Below are 23,803 nucleotides of genomic sequence, written 5' to 3'. Positions count from 1 at the left end.
CCTGCCCGCTGTCGCTTGCAGCGGGCCAGGGCTGGTCTCAACCTCTCCCAGCCCTGCCTTTCTTCACGTGATCAGGGAGGAGGTATGCACGGATTCATGACTACAAGCCAGCATGGCACGTTCTACCGCTGCGCCGAGTTGAGCTATCGCCTGCTCTGTGTGCTCATTCATTGGCAAACCATAATTCAGGCGCAAACAGTTGCGATACTTACCCGAGGCCGAAAACAGCGAGCCGACGGCAACCTGCATGTTCAGCTCACGCAATTCGGTATTGAGCCTGACCGCGTCAAATGCCTCTGGCAATTCAATCCACATCAGGAAACTGCCCTGCGGACGCGACACACAAATCCCACACGGAAAGTAGTGGCGTACCCAGCAGCTAAAGGTTTCATAATTGCGTTGATACACCTGACGCATGCGCCGCAAATGCGGCAGATAATGACCAAGACGAATAAACTCGGCGACCGCGTGTTGCGGCTGGGTAGCCGTCGATCCGGTGCTGATATATTTCATATGCAACACGCGATCGCGATAGCGCCCCGGCGCCACCCAACCAACACGCAGCCCCGGCGCCAGCGTCTTGGAGAAGGAACTGCACAGCAATACCCGTCCATCGTGATCCAACGACTTAAGGGTAACCGGACGCGGATACTCCCACGCCAGCTCGCCGTACACATCGTCTTCAATAATCGCGGCATCGAAACGCTGTGCCAGCGTCACCAGCGCACGTTTGCGAGATTCCGGCATGATAAAGCCCAGCGGATTATTGCAGTTTGGCACCACCACCACCGCTTTAATCGGCCACTGTTCGAACGCAAGTTCCAGCGCTTCCAGGCTGATGCCGGTGACCGAATCGGTAGGAATCTCAATGGCGCGAATGCCGAAGCCGCGCAGAGTTTGCATGGTGCCGTGGAAAGTCGGCGACTCCACCGCAATGATGTCACCAGCCTGACATATCGCACGAATCGAGATCGACAACGCTTCATGGCAGCCGGTGGTGACCACGATATCGTCTGCCGTGAGCTGACAACCGCTGTCGATCGTCAGACGCGCAACCTGTTCGCGCAGGGCCGCTACACCCAGCAAACTGTCATAGTTGAGCTGATCGATATCCTGCTTCTGCGCCATACGGCTTTGAATTTTCCACAGCGGTTTCAACGTGGGCTGGGTCAGATCGGGCATACCGCTGCCGAGTTGCAACACATCGTTATTAGTTCGGCTGCTGAGCAACTCCAGCACCGATTCCCACTGCGTGATTTCCACCGGACGCTGTGCAGGTCGGGTGATGGCCGGCATCGGCGGCGTCGCTTTGCGTGTTGCAACGAAATATCCGGAACGTGGCTGCGGCACAATCAGCTGTTTCTCTTCCAGCAGATGATATGCCTGCTGAACGGTGCTGATACTCACGCCGTGTTCAAGACTCAGCGTGCGCACCGACGGCAAGCGCTCGCCGCTGCGGTACAGCCCTTGCTCTATACGATCCGAAAGCAAACATGCTAAATGTTGGTAGCGCGTCATCGTATGCCTCACTCAGCCATCAATCATAATAAACCAGTACAGATAGACCTCATTATTACCATTCAGATCCACTTCAAGGCAATCTGTATGTTAAAGATAAGTGTTTTTTGCGTCTGTATCATAATGCGAAGGAATCAGACAATGCTTCTCAGGCAACCTACTGAGGGCAAGGATTATGGAATTCGATCAAAACCGCGCGGCTAAACCTTTTGACGTCACTTTACTGGATATCTTCCGCGGCGCAGTGCGTATGGTTAAACACTGGAAAGCACGGCGTGAAACTCACCGCATCCTGTCAAAACTGAGTGATAACCAGCTGCGTGATATCGGACTGACACGCGAAGATGTCTGCCGCAAGTTCTGACCAAATGAAGACGAAAAAAACCCTGCCGAAGCAGGGTTTTTTATTGGTCAGCTTTAGCAGACGAATTACTCGTCGTCGCTTCCGCCCAGACCGGCGTTCAGCAATTCTGCCAGGCTTGCAGAGGCTTCATCCGCAGTAACCTGCGGTGCAACCGGTGCTTCGCCCGCAGAGCGGCGACGCATACGATCCTGGTGATAAGCATAACCGGTACCGGCTGGGATCAGACGACCCACGATGACGTTCTCTTTCAGGCCGCGCAGTTCATCACGCTTACCTGCAACTGCTGCTTCGGTCAGGACACGCGTGGTCTCCTGGAACGATGCTGCAGAGATGAACGATTCGGTTGCCAGTGACGCTTTGGTGATACCCAGCAGATCGCGCATGAATGTTGCGCCGATTTTGCCATTCGCTTCAAGTTCACGGTTAGAGATCTTGATGCGTGAGTATTCAGCCTGCTCACCTTCCAGGAAGTCGGTGCTTCCCACGCTCGAGATGGTTGCTTTACGCAGCATCTGACGAACGATGACTTCGATGTGTTTATCGTTAATCTTAACGCCTTGCAGACGGTAAACTTCCTGCACTTCGTTAGTGATGTAACGGGTCACAGCATGGACGCCACGCAGACGCAGGATGTCGTGCGGAGACTCTGGGCCGTCAGATACGACGTCACCACGTTCTACGCGCTCACCTTCGAATACGTTAAGCTGACGCCATTTTGGAATCATCTCTTCGTACGGATCGCTACCATCAACCGGCGTAATCACCAGACGACGCTTACCTTTGGTCTCTTTACCGAAGGAGATGATACCGCTGATCTCCGCCAGGATTGCTGGCTCTTTCGGACGGCGCGCTTCGAACAAGTCAGCAACGCGCGGCAGACCACCGGTAATATCCTTGGTACCGCCAGATTCCTGCGGAACACGCGACAGCGTGTCACCGGCACTGATCTTAACGCCATCTTCCAGCTGAACAATTGCTTTGCCCGGCAGGAAGTACTGTGCTGGCATGTCGGTACCTGGAATCAAAACATCATTTCCGTTGGCATCAACAATTTTCAGCGCAGGACGCAGATCTTTACCACCCGCAGTACGTTCTGCAGAATCCAGAACCACCAGCGATGACAGACCGGTTAAGTCGTCAGTCTGACGCGTAATGGTCTGACCGTCGATCATGTCAGTGAAGCGAATGAAACCGCCCACTTCGGTGATGACCGGCATGGTATGCGGATCCCAGTTTGCTACGGTTTCGCCCGCGGCAACCTGCTCGCCATCACCTTTAGCCATGACCGCACCGTAAGGTACTTTATAGCTCTCTTTGGTACGACCGAACTCGTCGATCATCTTCAGCTCAACGTTACGTGAAACGATAACCAGTTTCCCTGAGGAGTTGGTTACAGACTTCGCGTTGGTCAGCTTGATAGTACCTTTGTTCTTCACCTGGATGCTGGATTCAGCAGCCGCACGAGATGCCGCACCACCGATGTGGAACGTACGCATCGTCAGCTGTGTACCCGGCTCACCGATGGACTGTGCTGCGATAACACCGATGGCCTCACCTTTGTTGATGATGTGACCACGTGCCAGATCGCGACCGTAGCAGTGTGCACACACACCGAAGTCGGTTTCACAGCCAACAACCGAGCGCACTTTAATCGCATCGACTGAATTCAGTTCGATCACATCACACCAGTGTTCATCGATCAGGGTGTTACGCGGGATCAGGATGTCCGCAGTGCCTGGCTTCAGAACGTCTTCAGCCGTTACACGACCCAGTACACGCTCACGCAGCGGCTCTTTAACGTCGCCACCTTCGATGACTGGAGTCATCATGATGCCTTCGAACGTGCCGCAGTCATCTTCGGTAACAACCAGATCCTGCGCTACGTCGACCAGACGACGCGTCAGATAACCGGAGTTAGCAGTTTTCAGTGCGGTATCCGCCAGACCTTTACGCGCACCGTGCGTGGAGATGAAGTACTGGAGTACGTTCAGACCTTCACGGAAGTTCGCGGTGATCGGCGTTTCGATGATTGAGCCATCTGGCTTAGCCATCAGACCACGCATACCGGCCAGCTGACGAATCTGTGCAGCAGAACCACGCGCACCGGAGTCGGCCATCATGTAGATGCTGTTGAACGATACCTGCTGCTCTTCTTCGCCATCACGGTTGATCACGGTTTCAGTTTGCAGGTTATCCATCATCGCTTTGGAAACGCGTTCGTTAGCGGCGGCCCAAATATCGATAACTTTATTGTAACGTTCGCCAGCAGTTACCAGACCAGACTGGAACTGTTCCTGAATCTCAGCAACTTCCGCTTCCGCTTCGGCTACGATTTCCGCTTTCTTCGCTGGGATGACCATGTCGTCGATACCTACAGAGGCACCTGAACGGGCTGCGTAAGCAAAACCGGTGTACATGGTTTGGTCAGCAAAGATAACGGTCGGCTTCAGGCCAAGAATGCGGTAACAGGTGTTCAGCATCTTAGAAATGGCTTTCTTACCCAGCGCCTGGTTGACGATGGAGTAAGGCAGGCCTTTCGGAACGATCATCCACAGAATCGCACGACCAATGGTGGTGTCGATAATGCTGGTTTTCGCAACGAACTCTTCCTGCTCGTTCTTGGTGTATTCAGTGATACGCACTTTAACGCGTGCATGCAGCTCGGCCAGGCCAGCGCGATAAACACGCTCAGCTTCTTTCGGGCCAGTCAGCACCATGCCTTCGCCTTTGGCGTTCACTTTGTCGCGGGTCATGTAGTACAGACCCAAAACAACGTCCTGTGAAGGAACGATGATTGGCTCGCCGTTCGCTGGTGACAGAATGTTGTTGGTCGACATCATCAGCGCACGCGCTTCCAGCTGGGCTTCCAGCGTCAGCGGTACGTGAACAGCCATCTGGTCACCATCGAAGTCGGCGTTATATGCCGCACAAACCAGCGGGTGCAGCTGGATCGCTTTACCTTCGATCAGAACCGGTTCAAACGCCTGGATACCCAAACGGTGCAGAGTTGGTGCACGGTTCAGCAGTACCGGGTGTTCGCGGATCACTTCGTCCAGGATATCCCAAACGACAGCCTCTTCGCGCTCAACCATTTTCTTAGCGGCTTTGATGGTGGTGGCCAGGCCACGCAGTTCCAACTTGCCGTAGATGAACGGTTTGAACAGCTCAAGAGCCATTTTCTTCGGCAGACCGCACTGATGCAGACGCAGGTATGGACCAACGGTGATAACTGAACGGCCAGAGTAGTCAACACGTTTACCCAACAGGTTCTGACGGAAACGACCCTGCTTACCTTTGATCATGTCTGCCAGAGATTTCAGCGGACGCTTGTTCGAGCCAGTGATGGCGCGACCGCGACGGCCGTTATCCAGCAGTGCATCAACCGCTTCCTGCAACATACGTTTTTCGTTACGTACGATGATATCTGGCGCAGCCAGATCCAGCAGGCGTTTCAAACGGTTATTACGGTTGATCACGCGACGATACAGATCGTTCAGATCCGACGTTGCGAAACGACCACCGTCCAGCGGTACCAGCGGGCGCAGATCTGGCGGCAGAACCGGCAGAACGGTCAGGATCATCCACTCTGGCTTGTTACCAGACTGAACGAACGCTTCCAGCAGCTTGATACGCTTGGTCAGCTTTTTACGTTTGGTCTCGGAGTTGGTCTCGTTCAGCTCTTCACGCAGCTGCTCGCACTCTTGCTCCAGATCCATGTTTTTCAGCAGCGCCTGGATAGCTTCCGCACCCATCTTCGCGTCGAATTCGTCACCGAACTCTTCCAGCGCGTCAAGGTACTGCTCTTCGGTCAGAATCTGACGTTTTTCCAGGTTGGTCATGCCGCCTTCGATAACCACATAAGATTCGAAGTACAGCACGCGCTCGATATCACGCAGTGGCATATCCAGCAGTAAGCCGATACGCGAAGGCAGTGATTTCAGGAACCAAATGTGCGCAGTCGGTGAAGCCAACTCAATGTGGCCCATGCGCTCACGACGTACTTTGGTCTGTGTAACTTCAACGCCACACTTCTCACAGATCACGCCGCGATGTTTTAAACGCTTGTACTTACCGCACAGGCATTCGTAGTCTTTTACCGGTCCAAAAATACGGGCACAGAAAAGACCGTCACGCTCAGGCTTGAAGGTACGGTAGTTAATGGTTTCCGGCTTTTTAACTTCACCAAAAGACCATGAACGGATCATGTCTGGCGAGGCCAGAGCAATTTTGATCGCATCAAACTCTTCGGTCTTAGTTTGCGCTTTCAGAAACTTAAGTAAGTCTTTCACGGATTAGCTCCCGTCGGAGTGGAACTCTCAGGGACGCGCACCCGAAGTGCACGTCCCGTAACCAGTACTTGCGAGTACTTACTCGTCTTCCAGCTCGATGTTGATACCCAGCGAGCGAATCTCTTTCAACAGTACGTTGAAGGATTCCGGCATGCCCGGTTCCATCTGATGGTTACCGTCGACGATGTTTTTATACATCTTCGTACGGCCGTTAACGTCATCAGATTTAACGGTAAGCATTTCCTGCAGGGTATACGCGGCACCATATGCTTCCAGTGCCCACACTTCCATCTCACCGAAGCGCTGTCCACCGAACTGCGCTTTACCACCCAGCGGCTGCTGAGTAACCAAGCTGTAAGAACCGGTAGAACGTGCGTGCATCTTGTCGTCAACCAGGTGGTTTAGTTTCAGCATGTACATGTAACCTACGGTTACCTGACGCTCAAACTGCTCACCGGTACGGCCGTCGAACAGGGTGATCTGACCGGAAGAAGGCAATCCGCCGAGCTGCAGCAGCTCTTTGATTTCGCTCTCTTTCGCACCGTCAAACACCGGAGTCGCGATTGGCATACCCTTCTTCAGGTTCTCTGCCAGACGCAGTACTTCGTCATCTGTAAAGGTGTTCAGGTCAACTTTCTGACGCACATCAGTGCCCAGATCGTAAGCACGCTGGATGAACTCACGCAGTTTGGAGACTTCTTCCTGCTTCTTCAGCATCGCATTGATTTTTTCACCAATGCCTTTAGCCGCCATACCGAGGTGAGTTTCCAGAATCTGACCGATGTTCATACGCGATGGTACGCCCAGCGGGTTCAGTACGATGTCGACCGGCGTACCGTTCTCATCGTAAGGCATGTCTTCGATAGGGTTGATCTTCGAGATAACACCCTTGTTTCCGTGACGACCTGCCATCTTGTCACCAGGCTGAATCTGACGTTTAACGGCCAGATACACCTTAACGATTTTCAGCACGCCTGGTGCCAGATCATCGCCTTGGGTGATCTTGCGACGCTTAGCTTCAAGTTTCTTCTCAAACTCGTGCTTCAGTTCGTCGTACTGCTCAGCCAGCTGCTCCAGAGAGTTCTGCTTCTCTTCGTCAGTCAGGCCCAGCTCCAGCCAGCGCTCACGTGGCAGTTTGTCCAGCTTCTCAGCTTCAACACCACCCGAGATCAGTACGGCCTGGATACGGCCAAATAGGCCAGCTTCGAAGATCTGCAGTTCTTCAGACAGGTCTTTCTTAACCTGCTTCAGCTGCATCTCTTCGATTTCCAGCGCGCGCTTGTCTTTTTCCACGCCATCGCGAGTGAAGACCTGCACGTCAATAACAGTACCGGATACGCCGTTCGGAACGCGCAGTGACGAATCTTTTACGTCAGAGGCCTTTTCACCGAAGATCGCACGCAGCAGTTTCTCTTCTGGCGTCAGCTGGGTTTCACCTTTTGGTGTTACCTTACCAACCAGAATGTCGCCACCGGTCACTTCCGCACCGATATACACAATGCCGGATTCATCCAGTTTAGAAAGCGCAGCTTCACCCACGTTCGGGATATCAGCGGTGATCTCTTCTGGCCCCAGCTTGGTGTCGCGAGACACACATGCCAGTTCCTGGATGTGGATAGTGGTGAAACGGTCTTCCTGAACCACACGCTCGGATACGAGGATGGAGTCTTCGAAGTTGTAACCGTTCCATGGCATGAACGCCACGCGCATATTCTGACCCAGCGCCAGTTCACCGAGGTCGGTAGACGGGCCATCTGCCAGCACGTCGCCACGCTCAATCGGCTCACCCAGATTGACACACGGCATCTGGTTGATGCAGGTGTTCTGGTTAGAACGGGTGTACTTGGTCAGGTTGTAGATGTCGATACCCGCTTCGCCCGGATACATCTCTTCTTCGTTAACTTTGATAACGATACGAGAAGCATCAACGTACTGAACGGTACCACCACGTTTCGCGACAGCAGTTACACCGGAGTCAACCGCTACTGCGCGTTCCATACCGGTACCAACCAGCGGCTTATCAGCACGCAGAGTTGGAACCGCCTGACGTTGCATGTTCGCACCCATCAAGGCGCGGTTAGCATCATCGTGCTCCAGGAACGGAATCAGTGAAGCACCGACAGAAACCACCTGTTGGGTGGAAACGTCCATGTAGTCAACCTGATCGCGGCTGAACAGGCTTGACTCACCCTTGCTACGGCAGGTGACGAGATCGTCAACAAAGCTGCCATCTTCTGCGAGGTTGGTGTTTGCCTGAGCGATAACGTAGTTACCCTCTTCAATTGCAGAGAGGTAATGAATTTCATCACTCACTTTACCGTCAACAACGCGGCGATACGGGGTTTCAAGGAAACCGTATTCGTTAGTCTGCGCGTAAACCGAGAGTGAGTTGATCAGACCGATGTTCGGGCCTTCCGGAGTTTCGATAGGACATACACGACCGTAGTGCGTTGGGTGTACGTCACGTACTTCGAAGCCGGCGCGCTCACGGGTCAGACCGCCTGGGCCCAGAGCAGAGATACGACGTTTGTGCGTAATCTCGGACAATGGGTTGTTCTGATCCATAAACTGGGACAGCTGGCTTGAACCGAAGAACTCTTTCACCGCCGCCGAAATCGGCTTAGCGTTGATCATGTCCTGAGGCATCAGCGTATCGAGGTCGCCCAGAGACAGACGCTCTTTAACTGCACGCTCAACACGTACCAGACCCACACGGAACTGGTTTTCTGCCATCTCGCCAACAGAACGAATACGACGGTTACCGAGGTGATCGATATCATCCACTTCACCGATACCGTTACGGATACCGATAAGCTTTTTCATCACTTCGATGATGTCGTCTTTGCTCAGGATACCTGAACCTTCGATCTCATCACGCAGCAGAGAACGGTTGAACTTCATACGGCCAACCGCAGAAAGATCGTAACGATCTTCAGAGAAGAACAGGTTCTCGAACAGGTTTTCAGCAGCTTCACGCGTTGGTGGCTCACCAGGACGCATCATGCGGTAGATCTCAACCAGCGCGCTTAGACGATCGTTGGTTGGGTCAACACGCAGAGTCTCGGAGATGTACGCACCGTGATCCAAGTCGTTGGTGAACAGCGTTTCAATGCGCTTGTGGCCTGACTGGCTCAGTTTCGCCAGCAGATCCAGTGACAATTCCATGTTTGCAGGAACGATCAGCTCGCCGGTGTTCAGATCGACGTAGTCTTTAGCAACCACTTTGCCAGCAATGTATTCAACTGGCACTTCGATGTGCTGAATGTTGTCTTTTTCCAGCTGACGGATGTGGCGCGCAGTGATGCGACGACCTTTCTCAACGTAGACCGTGCCGTTTGCTTCGATATCGAAGGAGGCGGTTTCACCACGCAGGCGCTCAGGCACCAGTTCCATCTGCAGTTTGTTATCGCGGATTTCATAAACGACTTTATCAAAGAACAGATCAAGGATTTGTTCTGAAGTGAAGTTTAACGCGCGCAGAATGATACTGGCCGGCAGCTTACGACGACGGTCAATACGGACGAAGAGGTTGTCTTTCGGGTCAAACTCGAAATCGAGCCATGAACCGCGGTAAGGGATGATACGTGCGTTATACAGCACTTTACCGGAAGAGTGCGTTTTACCCTTATCGCTGTCGAAGAACACGCCAGGACTACGGTGCAGCTGAGAAACGATAACACGCTCAGTACCATTGATAACAAAGGTACCATTGTCCGTCATGAGTGGAATCTCACCCATGTAGACTTCTTGTTCTTTAATGTCTTTTACGGTGCCTTCCGGCGCTTCGCGCTCGTAGATCACCAGACGCAGTTTCACGCGCAGCGGTGCCGAATAGGTCACGCCACGGATCTGACATTCAGTTACGTCAAAGACAGGCTCACCCAAACGGTAGCTGACATACTGCAACTCAGAGTTGCCGCTGTAGCTTGAGATTGGAAATACGGAGCGGAAGGCTGCTTCCAGACCGTACTGGCCTTCTGGATCTTGCTCGATGAACTTCTGGAACGAGTCAAGCTGGATAGAAAGGAGATAAGGTATGTCCAAAACTTGTGGACGTTTACCAAAATCCTTACGAATACGTTTTTTCTCGGTATAGGAGTAAACCATGGGGTTCCTCAGCTAGCTGACATGTCGAACCACGCTGTCCGTCCTGAAAAGGACAGTTCATGCAACACTATTTTTTGTTTTTCATGCGATGCGCAGCACCCCATGCAATACATCTTTCTATCACTCTTAAATCATTTCATCGCCGTTGTTCAGGCAGGGAACCTTCGCAGGAGAGCGATATATTAAGGCGTCGATAGAAAAAGATATTGAAGAGGAATGATGGACAAACAGTGCGAAACGCCATCATTCCCCTGTAGCGCAAAAAGGCTGGTGACCTAAACAGTCACCAGCCATCAGCCTAATGTTACTCAGGCTGCAACCCGAAGGTTGTCTTACTTAACTTCAACTTCAGCGCCAGCTTCTTTCAGAGCAGCTTCAAGAGCGGCTGCGTCATCTTTGCTGATGCCTTCTTTGATAGTACCGGTAGCTTCAACCAGGTCTTTAGCTTCTTTCAAGCCCAGGCCAGTTGCAGTACGTACTGCTTTGATTACTGCGACTTTGTTAGCGCCAACAGCTTTCAGAATTACGTCGAATTCAGTTTTCTCTTCAACAGCTTCAGCTGGGCCAGCAGCAACAGCTACAGCGGCAGCAGCAGAAACGCCGAATTTTTCTTCCATAGCAGAAACCAGCTCAACTACTTCCATTACGGACATAGCGGCAACAGCTTCCAGAATTTGGTCTTTAGTGATAGACATATCGATTGTTCCTAAAAATCAGAAAAAGTTTATACGGTAGCAAGCACGAAGGAAAAGAATTTGGCCTTAAGCCGCTTCTTTTGCATCGCGCACAGCAGCCAGAGTACGGACCAGTTTGCCAGCAGCGGCTTCTTTCATGGTCGACATCAGACGTGCCAGTGCTTCTTCGTAAGTCGGCAGAGTTGCCAGACGGTCAATATTGGCCGCCGTGATCAGCTCACCTTCAAAGGCTGCAGCTTTGACCTCAAATTTTGCATTCGCTTTAGCGAAATCTTTGAACAAACGAGCGGCAGCGCCCGGGTGTTCCAAAGAGTATGCAATCAGGGTCGGACCAACAAACGTGTCTTTCAGGCACTCGAAAGGAGTACCTTCAACGACGCGGCGCAGCAGGGTGTTACGAACAACACGCATGTAAACGCCAGCTTCACGACCTGCTTTACGCAGTTCGGTCATTTTATCAACGGTCACGCCACGGGAATCCGCAACAACCGCTGAAAGCGCGCCTTTGGCTACTTCGCTAACTTCAGCAACAATCGCTTGTTTGCCTTGAAGATTTAATGCCATTAGCTTTTGCTCCTGGATTGACCGGGAATAATTTCCCGGAACTCACTTCACTTATTCACCCGAAGGCGATAAGCGCTATTACACGGTGAGCAGAATCCAGCGAAGAAATAATTCTTTTTGGTTCTGTCACCGTCTACGCAGGGTATTAAGCAAGATATCCGAAAATATTCTGCTCCTGCGGTCTCGGACGGAGGCCAGGATAAGGCCTGGCTCCAACCTAAGCGACTGAACAACCAAGTGTTTAGACTTTGTCACTCACTCGCTTTGAATCTGGGTTCTGAATTGTGCAAACAACCAGAACAACGGGCGTAAGATTCTAGATGAATTTTTCGCCCGTTACAAGCAGCAATTAGTTTGCTGATGCACTCAGACCAGCCTGGTCAACGGCAACGCCGGCGCCCATGGTGGTAGAGATGCTGACTTTCTTGATATACACGCCTTTCGCCTGTGATGGTTTAGCTTTTTTCAGCGCAACCAGCAGAGATTCCAGGTTTTCTTTCAATTTGTCAGTGTCAAAATCCACTTTACCGATGGTAGTGTGGATGATGCCGTTTTTGTCGTTACGATAACGAACCTGACCTGCTTTAGCATTTTTAACTGCTTCAGCAACGTTCGGCGTTACGGTACCAACTTTCGGGTTTGGCATCAGACCGCGTGGGCCCAGAACCTGGCCCAACTGGCCAACAACGCGCATTGCATCTGGAGATGCGATTACAACGTCAAAGTTCATTTCGCCTTTTTTGATCTGCTCAGCCAGGTCTTCCATACCAACCAGTTCTGCGCCAGCTGCTTTAGCAGCTTCAGCGTTTGCACCTTGGGTGAAGACGGCAACACGTACTGAACGACCAGTACCGTGTGGCAGAACGGTCGCACCGCGCACGTTCTGATCAGATTTACGTGCATCGATGCCGAGGTTAACGGCAACGTCAACGCTTTCTACGAACTTTGCAGTAGCCAGTTCTTTCAGCAGAGCAACAGCTTCGTTAATGTCGTACTGCTTAGTAGCATCAACTTTGTCACGGATTACGCTCATGCGCTTGGTCAGCTTAGCCATTTCTTAATCCTCTACTACCAGGCCCATGGAACGAGCAGTACCTTCGATAGAGCGAGTCATCGCTTCTACGTCAGAACCAGTCATGTCCGCAGCTTTAGTTTCTGCGATTTCACGTACCTGAGCACGGGAAACTTTACCGACTTTGTCTTTGTTCGGCTTACCAGAACCAGACTTGATGCCCGCTGCTTTTTTCAGCAGTACGGCAGCCGGAGGCGTTTTGGTAACGAAGGTGAAAGAACGGTCACTGTATACGGTGATAACAACAGGAGTAGGCAGGCCTTTCTCCAGGGATTCAGTCTTAGCGTTGAACGCTTTGCAGAATTCCATAATGTTAACACCCTGCTGACCCAGTGCTGGACCAACAGGTGGACTTGGGTTAGCCATACCAGCTGCAACTTGCAACTTAACGTAGGCTTGTACTTTCTTGGCCATGATAATTCCTCAATTGGGTTATAACGCCTGAAAAACAGGCTCCCCGTGATAACGATTTATATGCCGTTGCGGGCACATAAAAACAAAAGGCGCGAAATTATAGGTAAATTTCGCGCCTTCCGCAAGAGCTAAAAAGTGAACAGAAGGGTTAACCTTTCTCCACCTGAGCGAAGTCGAGTTCCACTGGCGTTGCACGGCCAAAGATGGAAACGGACACTTTCAGGCGGCTCTTCTCGTAGTCCACTTCTTCGACCACTCCGTTGAAGTCGGCAAACGGGCCGTCGCTGACGCGTACCATCTCGCCTGGCTCGAACAGCGTTTTTGGACGCGGCTTATCACCCACCTGCTGCAGGCGGTTCATAATCGCATCAACTTCTTTATCACTGATTGGCGCAGGACGGTCGGAAGTACCACCGATAAAGCCCATTACACGCGGTACACTGCGTACTAAGTGCCAGCTGGCGTCATTCATTACCATCTGAACCAATACGTAGCCAGGGAAGAATTTACGTTCACTTTTGCGGCGCTGGCCGCCACGGATTTCGACGACTTCTTCAGTCGGCACCATGACTTCGCCAAAAAGCTCTTCCATGTTGTGCAGTTTGATATGCTCGTGCAGCGATTTCGCTACGCGGGCTTCAAAACCGGAGAACGCCTGAACGACGTACCAGCGTTTTTTTGGAGCTTCAGACATCTCAGAACCTCAGGCCAGTGATAAACGATACCAGACGGACCAGAATACCATCCAGCCCCCACAAAATCAGTGACATCACGGCAGTTACCGCGGCAACGATTAACGTGGTGTGCAGTGTTTCCTGGCGAGTCGGCCAAATGACCTTACGCATTTCGGTTTTAGCTTCACGGGCAAATGCCACAGTCGCTTTGCCTTTGATTGTCAGCAAAGCAATGCCGCCCGCTGCAGCGATCAGCACAACCACAGCCAGCGCGCGCAGAGGCAATGTTACATCGCGATAGATATAGTTGCCGACGATTGCTACCAGGAGCAATGCGATCACAACTACCCATTTCATCGCTTCAAGGCCGCGCCCGCTTCCTTGAGCTTCGGTATTCGCACTCATAAACCAACCTGCCACAATAATTCAGAAACTATACTGCCCCGCAGTGCGAGGCATCCAAACCGAATGAGCTTTTGAGCGTAACTCGGTATCCAACGCCGTGAAACAGAGCCTGTCTCAGCAATGATTATGATGCAAAATCACTGATGAGCCAGGTTCTATACAACAGCGTGCAAAAAGGGCATCAAATGATGCCCTTTCCTTGTGCATTGCGTCAAATCTTATCGCAGTTAAGCGATAATTTCAGCAACAACACCCGCACCAACAGTACGGCCGCCTTCACGGATTGCAAAACGCAGACCCTGATCCATAGCGATTGGCTTGATCAAAGTAACGGTCATTTTTACGTTGTCGCCTGGCATTACCATCTCAACGCCTTCTGGCAGTTGAACGTCACCGGTCACGTCAGTAGTACGGAAGTAGAACTGAGGACGGTAGCCTTTGAAGAACGGAGTATGACGGCCGCCTTCATCTTTAGACAGAACGTAAACTTCTGAAGTGAACTGGGTATGTGGCTTGATTGAACCCGGCTTAGCCAGAACCTGGCCACGCTCGATGTCTTCACGCTTGATACCACGCAGCAGAACACCACAGTTCTCGCCTGCCTGACCCTGGTCCAGCAGTTTGCGGAACATTTCAACGCCAGTACAGGTTGATTTCACAGTGTCTTTAAGGCCAACAACTTCAACTTCGTCGCCCACTTTAACGATACCGCGCTCAACACGACCGGTAACAACGGTACCACGGCCAGAGATTGAGAATACGTCTTCGATTGGCAGCAGGAACGGCTTGTCAATTGCACGAACTGGCTCTGGGATGTAAGTATCCAGGTGCTCAGCCAGCTCAATGATCTTAGCTTCCCACTCAGCGTCGCCTTCCAGCGCTTTCAGAGCAGAACCACGTACGATTGGAGTGTCGTCGCCTGGGAAGTCATATGCTGACAGCAGGTCACGTACTTCCATCTCTACCAGTTCCAGCAGCTCTTCATCATCAACCATGTCGCACTTGTTCAGGAACACGATGATGTAAGGAACGCCAACCTGACGACCCAGCAGGATGTGCTCACGGGTCTGTGGCATTGGGCCATCAGTCGCAGCAACAACCAGGATCGCGCCGTCCATCTGCGCAGCACCGGTGATCATGTTTTTCACATAGTCGGCGTGGCCTGGGCAGTCAACGTGCGCATAGTGACGAGACGGGGTTTCATATTCAACGTGAGAAGTGTTGATGGTGATACCACGTGCTTTCTCTTCTGGCGCTTTATCGATCTCATCGAATTTGCTTGCCTTACCGCCGTAGGTTTTAGCCAGTACGGTAGTAATTGCTGCAGTCAGGGTGGTTTTACCGTGGTCGACGTGACCGATGGTGCCCACGTTTACGTGCAGTTTGTTACGCTGAAATTGCTCTTTAGCCATCGCTAGTCCCTCTAAGACACGGATATATCGAAGATATCGTCATATCAACCAGGCATTGCCTGACTGTTTGGTTTACAGAGAGAGAATCAGGAGAGAGATAAAGGAAGTGGTGCTGATACCCAGAGTCGAACTGGGGACCTCACCCTTACCAAGGGTGCGCTCTACCAACTGAGCCATATCAGCACATCTGGAGCGGGCAGCGGGAATCGAACCCGCATCATCAGCTTGGAAGGCTGAGGTAATAGCCATTATACGATGCCCGCATCCTGGAACTCGGCTACCTGTTCTTTCTGTAGCTTATGAATAATAAAAGAAGACCTTCTATTATTCGAGCCGGTCAGAGTTGCTGACCAACTTTGATTGCGCTAATGCGCAATCTGAAATTCGAAGGTGAGAGATGAAGAACTCACCCATCAGATAAAGACTTTATCTGACGCCCAACCAGGAGGTTGAGATGGTGGTGGGAGAAGGATTCGAACCTTCGAAGTCTGTGACGGCAGATTTACAGTCTGCTCCCTTTGGCCGCTCGGGAATCCCACCTACTTGATGGTGCCGGCTACCGGAATCGAACTGGTGACCTACTGATTACAAGTCAGTTGCTCTACCAACTGAGCTAAGCCGGCATCAAGTGGAGCGCATTCTAGGAATACCCGAAGAAGGATGCAACAAAAAAATCGTCAAAATTGTTCTATCGCTTACTATTTGTGCAAATCATCTCAAATCAGTCATCAGTCGTAGTAAAATCACCCTAAACCTGTGCGTTTTTACACCACCACATTGATTGATTGCTATGAACCGCCATCATTTTCAATGCACATATTTGAAGCACACTGCCTTTCTGCTGTGCAAATTGTAGAAAATTTTTTGTGAAACTACCCGCTACACTCGTTTTTTCTGCTGGCCTGCATTTTGCTTATCTATTTAACCGGGTCATTAAATGGAGGATGTCGCATGAATATTGTTCAACTCACTGCAGAAACATTACCCCTTTATCGTCAGGCTTTGGCTGCCCTGATGGTTGAAGCGGTAAAAAACAATATGACTTCGACATTTCAACATTCGCAAAAGATGCAACAGTATCAGGATGCCGAGCGCTATTTTCATAGCTTGCGCAACAAAATGGCACGCCATGAGTTGCTGCTATGGATTGCCGTCATCGACTCGGTTGTGGTGGGAAGCGTGCAGCTCAATATTTGTCAGCGTCCAGATGGACAAAATCGCGCGGAAGTTTTACAGCTGCTTGTGCATTCAAATGCTCAGCGAGAAGGGATTGGACGCAGATTAATGCAGACGCTTGAGCACAAGGCAGAAAGCTATCAGCGTGGTCTGCTTTATTTGGATGTCATTGCAGATTCTGCGGAAGAAATTTTTTATCGGGCACATGGCTACCGCTATTTAGGGGAATTGCCCGACTATGCATTATGCGCGGATGGGCATCCTCATCCCGGCGCGATTTACTATAAACGTCTGCGTACCAGCCCAGCAGAAAATGTAGCGACAAGCTACTGACCGACAAGAAAAATGCGGGCACGCTTGCGAAAGCGTGCTCCTGTTTATCATTTTACTTCTTTTTAAAGTCACACTGGTGTTACCCTCCTGCCCATTGTTCTCGTTAATTACCCCTGTGACGTGCAATTGAGTTTGATACATCTTCGTATGCCTAATGCAGCAAGGTGTTGATGAATCAGAATTTGCACTCAGATGCATGCTTATGAGTAAAAAAACGACACCTCTTACTACGCCTTATTTGCAGTTCAATCGCCAGCAATGGGCAGCACTACGCGATTCCGTACCAATGACATTGGCTGAAGGTGAAATTGAGCGTCTGCGTGGTATCAATGAAGATCTTTCATTAGAAGAAGTGGCCGAGATTTATCTGCCGCTATCGCGTCTGCTTAATTTTTACATCAGTTCTAATCTGCGTCGTCAGGCGGTGCTTGAGCAATTTCTTGGCACTAATGGGCAGAAAATCCCTTATATCATCAGTATTGCCGGCAGCGTTGCGGTAGGAAAAAGCACAACTGCTCGTGTGCTTCAGGCGCTTCTTAGCCGCTGGCCAGAACACCGCAAAGTAGAATTGATCACTACTGATGGTTTTTTGCATCCTAATGCCGTGCTTAAAGAACGCGGTTTGATGAAGAAAAAAGGGTTCCCGCAATCTTACGATATGCATCGCCTGGTTAACTTCGTATCTGATTTAAAATCGGGTGCTAGCCAGGTGACAGCGCCGGTTTATTCACATCTGATTTATGATGTCATTCCGGATGGCGATAAAGTCGTACAACAGCCTGATATTCTTATTCTTGAAGGATTGAATGTGCTGCAAAGCGGTATGGACTATCCTCACGATCCTCACCATGTATTTGTCTCTGATTTCGTGGATTTTTCAATTTACGTCGATGCACCAGAGTCCTTACTCGAGAGCTGGTATGTAAATCGCTTTTTGAAATTTCGTGAGGGCGCATTTAGCGATCCGGACTCTTATTTCCATCATTATTCGCAATTACCCGAAGAGGATGCACTCAATATTGCGCATGGTCTGTGGAAAGAGATTAACTGGCTTAATTTAAAGGAAAATATCCTGCCTACACGTGAACGAGCAAGTCTTATTATGACGAAGTCGGCTGATCATGCGGTGCAAAGTGTACGTTTGAGGAAATAGTCTTTTTTATAAAATGCCCATAAAAGATCGTGGGCATTTTAATTTGTTAGCTCAGATGCATTAATTGTCTGGACGAAGAGAAATCTCACCCCCTACCCAGGATTTAATGACTCCATTCTGCTCCAGTAATAAGCCACCCTGCTTATCAATACCTCGCGCAATGCCATGTACCTCACGATCCCCAATAAGAAGCTTCACTGGACGATTAATGAAGTTATCAAGGGCTTCCCAGCGGGAAACAAATGGCGCCAAACCATCGCGCTCAAAAATAGGTAACGCTTCACGCAGGCTATTAATCAACTTCGCAGCTAACTCGTTGCGATCGATATCAACACCAGCTTCCTGAAGATTAATCCAACCCTGATTAATTTCTGCCGTGCCTTCTGAACGCATCAGCAAATTGACACCAGCACCTATAACAATCTGAGCTGCATCGCCGGTTTTTCCAGTTAACTCAACTAAAATACCAGCAAGCTTACGATCGTTAAGATAGAGATCATTCGGCCATTTAACCCGGACATCCGGAGCACCTAATGACTGAATCACTTCTGCCATGATGATACCAATCACCAGACTCAGGCCCATCGCCGCAGCAGGGCCCTGATCAAGACGCCAATACATCGACATATACAGGTTGGAGCCAAACGGTGAAAACCATTTACGCCCGCGACGTCCGCGCCCTGCTTGCTGATACTCGGCAATGCATGCGTAGCCAGACGGCAATTGATCCATCCGATCCAGCAAATACTGGTTGGTAGAATCGATAACAGGAATAACCGCCAGATTAGGTTGATGCAGGAGAGACAGGATGACTTCTTCATCCAGTAACTGAATTGGCTCTGGTAAGCTGTAGCCTTTACCCGTTACCGTATATACATCCAGACCCCAACTTTTGAGAGTCTGTATATGTTTATTAATGGCAGCACGGCTCATGCCAAGCGCTTCGCCCAACTGCTCACCAGAGTGAAATTCACCATCGGCCACCAATGCCACTAACTTTAACGGCACGCTATTATCTTTCATGAAATTACCTCAACGGCATTACGCTCGCCTCGAGCACCGATAAAGCGCACTTCTGGCTCCAGCCAAACATCAAACTTTTGTCCGACTCTATTTCTAACCTGATGCGCTAAATCGACAATATCCTGTGGAGTGGCATAATCTTCATTTATCAGTACCAAAGCCTGCTGACGGTGAACTGCGGCGCCACCTACACGGAAGCCTTTAAGACCACATTGGTCGATCAACCAGCCAGCTGCTAATTTCACTTCGCCACTGGCCTGTGGATAATGAGGAATGGATGGCCACTGCCTAATTAGCGCATCTGCATGCTCAGCTGTGATCAGCGGATTTTTGAAGAAACTACCGACATTACCTGTGATTTTTGGGTCGGGCAGTTTGCTTTGGCGCATATGGCAAATAGCATTGAATACATCCCAGGCACACACTGTTGCTGGGTTTAACTTAGTCAGCTCGCCATAAGTTAGAACAGGTTTCCACTGTTTTGCCAGACGTAATCCTACTGCAACAATGACATAGTCATCCTTCATTGCATGTTTGAAAATACTATCGCGATAGCTAAACTGGCACTCTTCTCGATACAAACGAATCATATGTTGCGTTGGGAGATGTATAGCTTCAACGTAGTGACAGATATCTTTAAATTCGACACCATACGCACCGATATTTTGAATCGGTGCTGAGCCGGCCATACCAGGAATTAGCGCCAGGTTTTCCAGTCCTGTAATACCCTTCTTTAGCGTGTTTTCAACTAAAGCATGCCAATTTTCGCCGGCACCAACATGCAAGTGCCAGGCTTCGTCATGCTCTTCGATAGCGATGCCTTTAATCGCATTAATTACCACCGAGCCGCTAAAATCTTCAAGAAAGAGTACGTTGCTCCCTTCGCCTAATACAATAAAAGGCAGATTTGATTGCTGACTGTTTTTCCAGGCCAAAGTAATAGCGTCAGGAGTTTCAGCGATGGTCAGCGTTTGTGCATTGATCGTAAGACCAAGAGTGTTGAAAGCTTTCAGGGATGTATTGGGGCTGGACATTTCACGGCCTTTACTGATTAATCTGACCGTAGTTTACCTGATCGGTAGGTTGCGAGTTTGATGTTTTCTTATTTCTGATGGGAAATTGCTAATGTACAGACGTAAAAAAGCCCCGGACTTTCGTCCGGGGCTTCTTCACTTATTTGATGCCTGGCAGTTCCCTACTCTCGCATGGGGAGGCCCCACACTACCATCGGCGCTACGGCGTTTCACTTCTGAGTTCGGCATGGGGTCAGGTGGGACCACCGCGCTAAAGCCGCCAGGCAAATTCTTTGTGCAAAAACGAATAACATTCGCTTCCGCTGATTCTTTAATCCGTAAACAAGCTGAAAATATCCGGTCTCTCAGACCAAAACGCCTCTGGCGTTGTAAGGTTAAGCCTCACGGGTCATTAGTACCGGTTAGCTCAACGCATCGCTGCGCTTACACACCCGGCCTATCAACGTCGTAGTCTTCAACGTCCCTTCAGGACCCTCAAGGGGTCAGGGAGAACTCATCTCGGGGCAAGTTTCGTGCTTAGATGCTTTCAGCACTTATCTTTTCCGCACTTAGCTACCGGGCAGTGCCATTGGCATGACAACCCGAACACCAGTGGTGCGTTCACTCCGGTCCTCTCGTACTAGGAGCAACCCCCCTCAATTCTCCAGCGCCCACGGCAGATAGGGACCGAACTGTCTCACGACGTTCTAAACCCAGCTCGCGTACCACTTTAAACGGCGAACAGCCGTACCCTTGGGACCTACTTCAGCCCCAGGATGTGATGAGCCGACATCGAGGTGCCAAACACCGCCGTCGATATGAACTCTTGGGCGGTATCAGCCTGTTATCCCCGGAGTACCTTTTATCCGTTGAGCGATGGCCCTTCCATTCAGAACCACCGGATCACTATGACCTGCTTTCGCACCTGCTCGAGCCGTCACTCTCGCAGTCAAGCTGGCTTATGCCATTGCACTAACCTCCTGATGTCCGACCAGGATTAGCCAACCTTCGTGCTCCTCCGTTACTCTTTGGGAGGAGACCGCCCCAGTCAAACTACCCACCAGACACTGTCCGCAGCCCGGATTACGGGCCTACGTTAGAACATCAAACATTAAAGGGTGGTATTTCAAGGTTGGCTCCACGCAGACTGGCGTCCACGCTTCAAAGCCTCCCACCTATCCTACACATCAAGGCTCAATGTTCAGTGTCAAGCTATAGTAAAGGTTCACGGGGTCTTTCCGTCTTGCCGCGGGTACACTGCATCTTCACAGCGATTTCAATTTCACTGAGTCTCGGGTGGAGACAGCCTGGCCATCATTACGCCATTCGTGCAGGTCGGAACTTACCCGACAAGGAATTTCGCTACCTTAGGACCGTTATAGTTACGGCCGCCGTTTACCGGGGCTTCGATCAAGAGCTTCTCCTTGCGGATAACCCCATCAATTAACCTTCCGGCACCGGGCAGGCGTCACACCGTATACGTCCACTTTCGTGTTTGCACAGTGCTGTGTTTTTAATAAACAGTTGCAGCCAGCTGGTATCTTCGACTGCCTTCAGCTCCATCCGCGAGGGACTTCACCTGATGACAGCGTGCCTTCTCCCGAAGTTACGGCACCATTTTGCCTAGTTCCTTCACCCGAGTTCTCTCAAGCGCCTTGGTATTCTCTACCTGACCACCTGTGTCGGTTTGGGGTACGATTTCGTGTTACCTGGAGCTTAGAGGCTTTTCCTGGAAGCAGGGCATCAGTTACTTCACCACCGTGGTGGCTCGTCGTCACGCCTCAGCGTTAATAAGAGTCCGGATTTACCTGAACTCTCCGCCTACACGCTTAAACCGGGACAACCGTCGCCCGGATAACCTAGCCTTCTCCGTCCCCCCTTCGCAGTAACACCAAGTGCAGGAATATTAACCTGCTTCCCATCGACTACGCTTTTCAGCCTCGCCTTAGGGGTCGACTCACCCTGCTCCGATTAACGTTGAACAGGAACCCTTGGTCTTCCGGCGAGCGGGCTTTTCACCCGCTTTATCGTTACTTATGTCAGCATTCGCACTTCTGATACCTCCAGCATGCCTCACAGCACACCTTCAACGGCTTACAGAACGCTCCCCTACCCAACAACGCATACGCGTCGCTGCCGCAGCTTCGGTGCATGGTTTAGCCCCGTTACATCTTCCGCGCAGGCCGACTCGACCAGTGAGCTATTACGCTTTCTTTAAATGATGGCTGCTTCTAAGCCAACATCCTGGCTGTCTGTGCCTTCCCACATCGTTTCCCACTTAACCATGACTTTGGGACCTTAGCTGGCGGTCTGGGTTGTTTCCCTCTTCACGACGGACGTTAGCACCCGCCGTGTGTCTCCCGTGATAACATTCTCCGGTATTCGCAGTTTGCATCGGGTTGGTAAGCCGGGATGGCCCCCTAGCCGAAACAGTGCTCTACCCCCGGAGATGAGTTCACGAGGCGCTACCTAAATAGCTTTCGGGGAGAACCAGCTATCTCCCGGTTTGATTGGCCTTTCACCCCCAGCCACAAGTCATCCGCTAATTTTTCAACATTAGTCGGTTCGGTCCTCCAGTTAGTGTTACCCAACCTTCAACCTGCCCATGGCTAGATCACCGGGTTTCGGGTCTATACCCTGCAACTTAACGCCCAGTTAAGACTCGGTTTCCCTGCGGCTCCCCTATACGGTTAACCTTGCTACAGAATATAAGTCGCTGACCCATTATACAAAAGGTACGCAGTCACCCCATAAAGAGGCTCCCACTGCTTGTACGTACACGGTTTCAGGTTCTGTTTCACTCCCCTCGCCGGGGTTCTTTTCGCCTTTCCCTCACGGTACTGGTTCACTATCGGTCAGTCAGGAGTATTTAGCCTTGGAGGATGGTCCCCCCATATTCAGACAGGATACCACGTGTCCCGCCCTACTCTTCGAACTCACAATCTGTGCACTTTCGTGTACGGGGCTATCACCCGGTATCGCGCGACTTTCCAGACGCTTCCACTAACGCACAAACTGATTCAGGTTCTGGGCTGTTCCCCGTTCGCTCGCCGCTACTGGGGGAATCTCGGTTGATTTCTTTTCCTCCGGGTACTTAGATGTTTCAGTTCCCCGGGTTCGCCTCGCAACACTATGTATTCATGTTGCGATGATGCACTGGGTGCACCGGGTTTCCCCATTCGGACATCGTCGGCTGTAGCGGTTCATATCACCTTACCGACGCTTTACGCAGATTAGCACGTCCTTCATCGCCTCTGACTGCCAGGGCATCCACCGTGTACGCTTAGTCGCTTAACCTCACAACCCACAGGCGTTTTGCAACGCGTGCAGACTGCAAGCATTTGAGAGACTCGAACATATCGCCGCTTCATTCTTATTACGGAGAATGAAGACGATACGTCGTTTCAATTTTCAGCTTGTTCCGGATTGTTAAAGAGCAGTATCTCAGACGCAGCTCGTAAGCTGCGTTTGAGATACGTCGTGGAGACACCTTTCACCTGTCACCAAGCAAGTGGCGTCCCCTAGGGGATTCGAACCCCTGTTACCGCCGTGAAAGGGCGGTGTCCTAGGCCTCTAGACGAAGGGGACACG

Annotated in this window: 15 protein-coding genes, 5 tRNA genes and 2 rRNA genes; 3 read left to right on the top strand and 19 right to left on the bottom strand. The window is 51.0% G+C overall.

The features are described from left to right. Window positions 1-63 precede the first annotated feature (63 nt). Complete coding sequence (locus tag FCN45_RS01155) at window positions 64-1,518, bottom strand: PLP-dependent aminotransferase family protein (RefSeq protein ID WP_137384930.1); 1,455 nt, start codon at window positions 1,516-1,518, stop codon at window positions 64-66. A 175-nt stretch (window positions 1,519-1,693) separates the two neighbouring features. Between FCN45_RS01155 and FCN45_RS01150 the strand changes: the two genes are divergently transcribed. After that, the gene (locus FCN45_RS01150; protein WP_008108404.1) at window positions 1,694-1,882 is read left to right on the top strand and encodes a DUF1127 domain-containing protein; all 189 of its coding nucleotides are present in this window, start codon (window positions 1,694-1,696) and stop codon (window positions 1,880-1,882) included. Between the two features lie 65 nt (window positions 1,883-1,947). Here FCN45_RS01150 and rpoC read toward each other — a convergent pair whose 3' ends face one another. The 13 genes from rpoC to FCN45_RS01085 all read right to left on the bottom strand — a co-directional run bounded on the left by rpoC (window position 1,948) and on the right by FCN45_RS01085 (window position 16,137). Further along, the gene (gene rpoC / locus FCN45_RS01145; protein ID WP_101763019.1) at window positions 1,948-6,171 is read right to left on the bottom strand and encodes a DNA-directed RNA polymerase subunit beta'; all 4,224 of its coding nucleotides are present in this window, start codon (window positions 6,169-6,171) and stop codon (window positions 1,948-1,950) included. A gap of 78 nt (window positions 6,172-6,249) precedes the next feature. Continuing rightward, on the bottom strand, window positions 6,250-10,278 hold the full coding sequence (gene rpoB, locus FCN45_RS01140; RefSeq protein ID WP_008108400.1) for a DNA-directed RNA polymerase subunit beta: 4,029 nt from the start codon (window positions 10,276-10,278) through the stop codon (window positions 6,250-6,252). 332 nt (window positions 10,279-10,610) lie between these two features. Beyond that, complete coding sequence (gene rplL, locus FCN45_RS01135) at window positions 10,611-10,973, bottom strand: 50S ribosomal protein L7/L12 (protein ID WP_101763017.1); 363 nt, start codon at window positions 10,971-10,973, stop codon at window positions 10,611-10,613. Between the two features lie 66 nt (window positions 10,974-11,039). Further along, a complete protein-coding gene (gene rplJ / locus FCN45_RS01130) occupies window positions 11,040-11,537 on the bottom strand; it encodes a 50S ribosomal protein L10 (protein WP_007886294.1) in 498 nt (165 codons plus the stop codon). A 349-nt stretch (window positions 11,538-11,886) separates the two neighbouring features. Then, window positions 11,887-12,591, bottom strand: a complete 705-nt coding sequence (gene rplA / locus FCN45_RS01125) for a 50S ribosomal protein L1 (protein ID WP_007886296.1) — start codon at window positions 12,589-12,591, stop codon at window positions 11,887-11,889. A 3-nt stretch (window positions 12,592-12,594) separates the two neighbouring features. Beyond that, the gene (gene rplK, locus FCN45_RS01120; RefSeq protein WP_007886298.1) at window positions 12,595-13,023 is read right to left on the bottom strand and encodes a 50S ribosomal protein L11; all 429 of its coding nucleotides are present in this window, start codon (window positions 13,021-13,023) and stop codon (window positions 12,595-12,597) included. Between the two features lie 148 nt (window positions 13,024-13,171). After that, window positions 13,172-13,717, bottom strand: coding sequence for a transcription termination/antitermination protein NusG (nusG, locus tag FCN45_RS01115; protein ID WP_007886300.1), 546 nt, complete (start codon window positions 13,715-13,717; stop codon window positions 13,172-13,174). 1 nt (window position 13,718) lies between these two features. Beyond that, window positions 13,719-14,102: a preprotein translocase subunit SecE gene (gene secE, locus FCN45_RS01110; protein ID WP_064741592.1), complete on the bottom strand. Its 384-nt coding sequence runs from the start codon at window positions 14,100-14,102 to the stop codon at window positions 13,719-13,721. A gap of 227 nt (window positions 14,103-14,329) precedes the next feature. Next, a complete protein-coding gene (gene tuf / locus FCN45_RS01105) occupies window positions 14,330-15,514 on the bottom strand; it encodes an elongation factor Tu (protein ID WP_110867595.1) in 1,185 nt (394 codons plus the stop codon). Between the two features lie 107 nt (window positions 15,515-15,621). Continuing rightward, window positions 15,622-15,697 (bottom strand) — tRNA-Thr (locus FCN45_RS01100). Window positions 15,698-15,702: 5 nt separating this feature from the next. Then, window positions 15,703-15,777, bottom strand: a tRNA-Gly gene (locus FCN45_RS01095). A gap of 192 nt (window positions 15,778-15,969) precedes the next feature. Next, window positions 15,970-16,054 (bottom strand) — tRNA-Tyr (locus tag FCN45_RS01090). A gap of 7 nt (window positions 16,055-16,061) precedes the next feature. Further along, a tRNA-Thr gene (locus FCN45_RS01085) sits at window positions 16,062-16,137 on the bottom strand. 328 nt (window positions 16,138-16,465) lie between these two features. On the opposite strand from FCN45_RS01085, the gene FCN45_RS01075 reads away from it, so the two are divergent. Together FCN45_RS01075 and coaA are read left to right on the top strand one after the other, a co-directional pair. Then, entirely contained in the window at window positions 16,466-17,023 is a 558-nt protein-coding gene (locus tag FCN45_RS01075) for a GNAT family N-acetyltransferase (RefSeq protein WP_137384929.1), read from the top strand. Window positions 17,024-17,225: 202 nt separating this feature from the next. Next, window positions 17,226-18,176, top strand: coding sequence for a type I pantothenate kinase (gene coaA / locus FCN45_RS01070; protein ID WP_137384928.1), 951 nt, complete (start codon window positions 17,226-17,228; stop codon window positions 18,174-18,176). 60 nt (window positions 18,177-18,236) lie between these two features. Here coaA and birA read toward each other — a convergent pair whose 3' ends face one another. The 5 genes from birA to FCN45_RS01045 all read right to left on the bottom strand — a co-directional run bounded on the left by birA (window position 18,237) and on the right by FCN45_RS01045 (window position 23,800). Then, on the bottom strand, window positions 18,237-19,199 hold the full coding sequence (birA, locus tag FCN45_RS01065; RefSeq protein WP_137384927.1) for a bifunctional biotin--[acetyl-CoA-carboxylase] ligase/biotin operon repressor BirA: 963 nt from the start codon (window positions 19,197-19,199) through the stop codon (window positions 18,237-18,239). Then, on the bottom strand, window positions 19,196-20,233 hold the full coding sequence (gene murB, locus FCN45_RS01060; RefSeq protein ID WP_137384926.1) for a UDP-N-acetylmuramate dehydrogenase: 1,038 nt from the start codon (window positions 20,231-20,233) through the stop codon (window positions 19,196-19,198). The genes birA and murB overlap by 4 nt, the downstream gene beginning before the upstream one ends. Before the next feature lie 148 nt (window positions 20,234-20,381). Continuing rightward, a 5S ribosomal RNA gene (rrf, locus tag FCN45_RS01055) occupies window positions 20,382-20,497 on the bottom strand. Window positions 20,498-20,603: 106 nt separating this feature from the next. Beyond that, window positions 20,604-23,509 (bottom strand): 23S ribosomal RNA (locus tag FCN45_RS01050). 215 nt (window positions 23,510-23,724) lie between these two features. Beyond that, a tRNA-Glu gene (locus FCN45_RS01045) sits at window positions 23,725-23,800 on the bottom strand. Window positions 23,801-23,803 lie beyond the last annotated feature (3 nt).

The sequence above is a fragment of the Pantoea sp. SO10 genome (genome assembly GCF_005281435.1).
Classification (GTDB): domain Bacteria; phylum Pseudomonadota; class Gammaproteobacteria; order Enterobacterales; family Enterobacteriaceae; genus Pantoea; species Pantoea leporis.
This window is presented reverse-complemented; position numbering and strand designations above follow the sequence as displayed.

Coding starts and splice junctions, on each gene's coding strand:
- FCN45_RS01155 (WP_137384930.1), bottom strand. CDS start 1,518: ATGACGCGCTACCAACATTTAGCATGTTTGCTTTCGGATCGTATAGAG.
- FCN45_RS01150 (WP_008108404.1), top strand. CDS start 1,694: ATGGAATTCGATCAAAACCGCGCGGCTAAACCTTTTGACGTCACTTTA.
- rpoB (WP_008108400.1), bottom strand. CDS start 10,278: ATGGTTTACTCCTATACCGAGAAAAAACGTATTCGTAAGGATTTTGGT.
- rplL (WP_101763017.1), bottom strand. CDS start 10,973: ATGTCTATCACTAAAGACCAAATTCTGGAAGCTGTTGCCGCTATGTCC.
- rplJ (WP_007886294.1), bottom strand. CDS start 11,537: ATGGCATTAAATCTTCAAGGCAAACAAGCGATTGTTGCTGAAGTTAGC.
- rplA (WP_007886296.1), bottom strand. CDS start 12,591: ATGGCTAAGCTGACCAAGCGCATGAGCGTAATCCGTGACAAAGTTGAT.
- rplK (WP_007886298.1), bottom strand. CDS start 13,023: ATGGCCAAGAAAGTACAAGCCTACGTTAAGTTGCAAGTTGCAGCTGGT.
- nusG (WP_007886300.1), bottom strand. CDS start 13,717: ATGTCTGAAGCTCCAAAAAAACGCTGGTACGTCGTTCAGGCGTTCTCC.
- secE (WP_064741592.1), bottom strand. CDS start 14,102: ATGAGTGCGAATACCGAAGCTCAAGGAAGCGGGCGCGGCCTTGAAGCG.
- tuf (WP_110867595.1), bottom strand. CDS start 15,514: ATGGCTAAAGAGCAATTTCAGCGTAACAAACTGCACGTAAACGTGGGC.
- FCN45_RS01075 (WP_137384929.1), top strand. CDS start 16,466: ATGAATATTGTTCAACTCACTGCAGAAACATTACCCCTTTATCGTCAG.
- coaA (WP_137384928.1), top strand. CDS start 17,226: ATGAGTAAAAAAACGACACCTCTTACTACGCCTTATTTGCAGTTCAAT.
- birA (WP_137384927.1), bottom strand. CDS start 19,199: ATGAAAGATAATAGCGTGCCGTTAAAGTTAGTGGCATTGGTGGCCGAT.
- murB (WP_137384926.1), bottom strand. CDS start 20,233: ATGTCCAGCCCCAATACATCCCTGAAAGCTTTCAACACTCTTGGTCTT.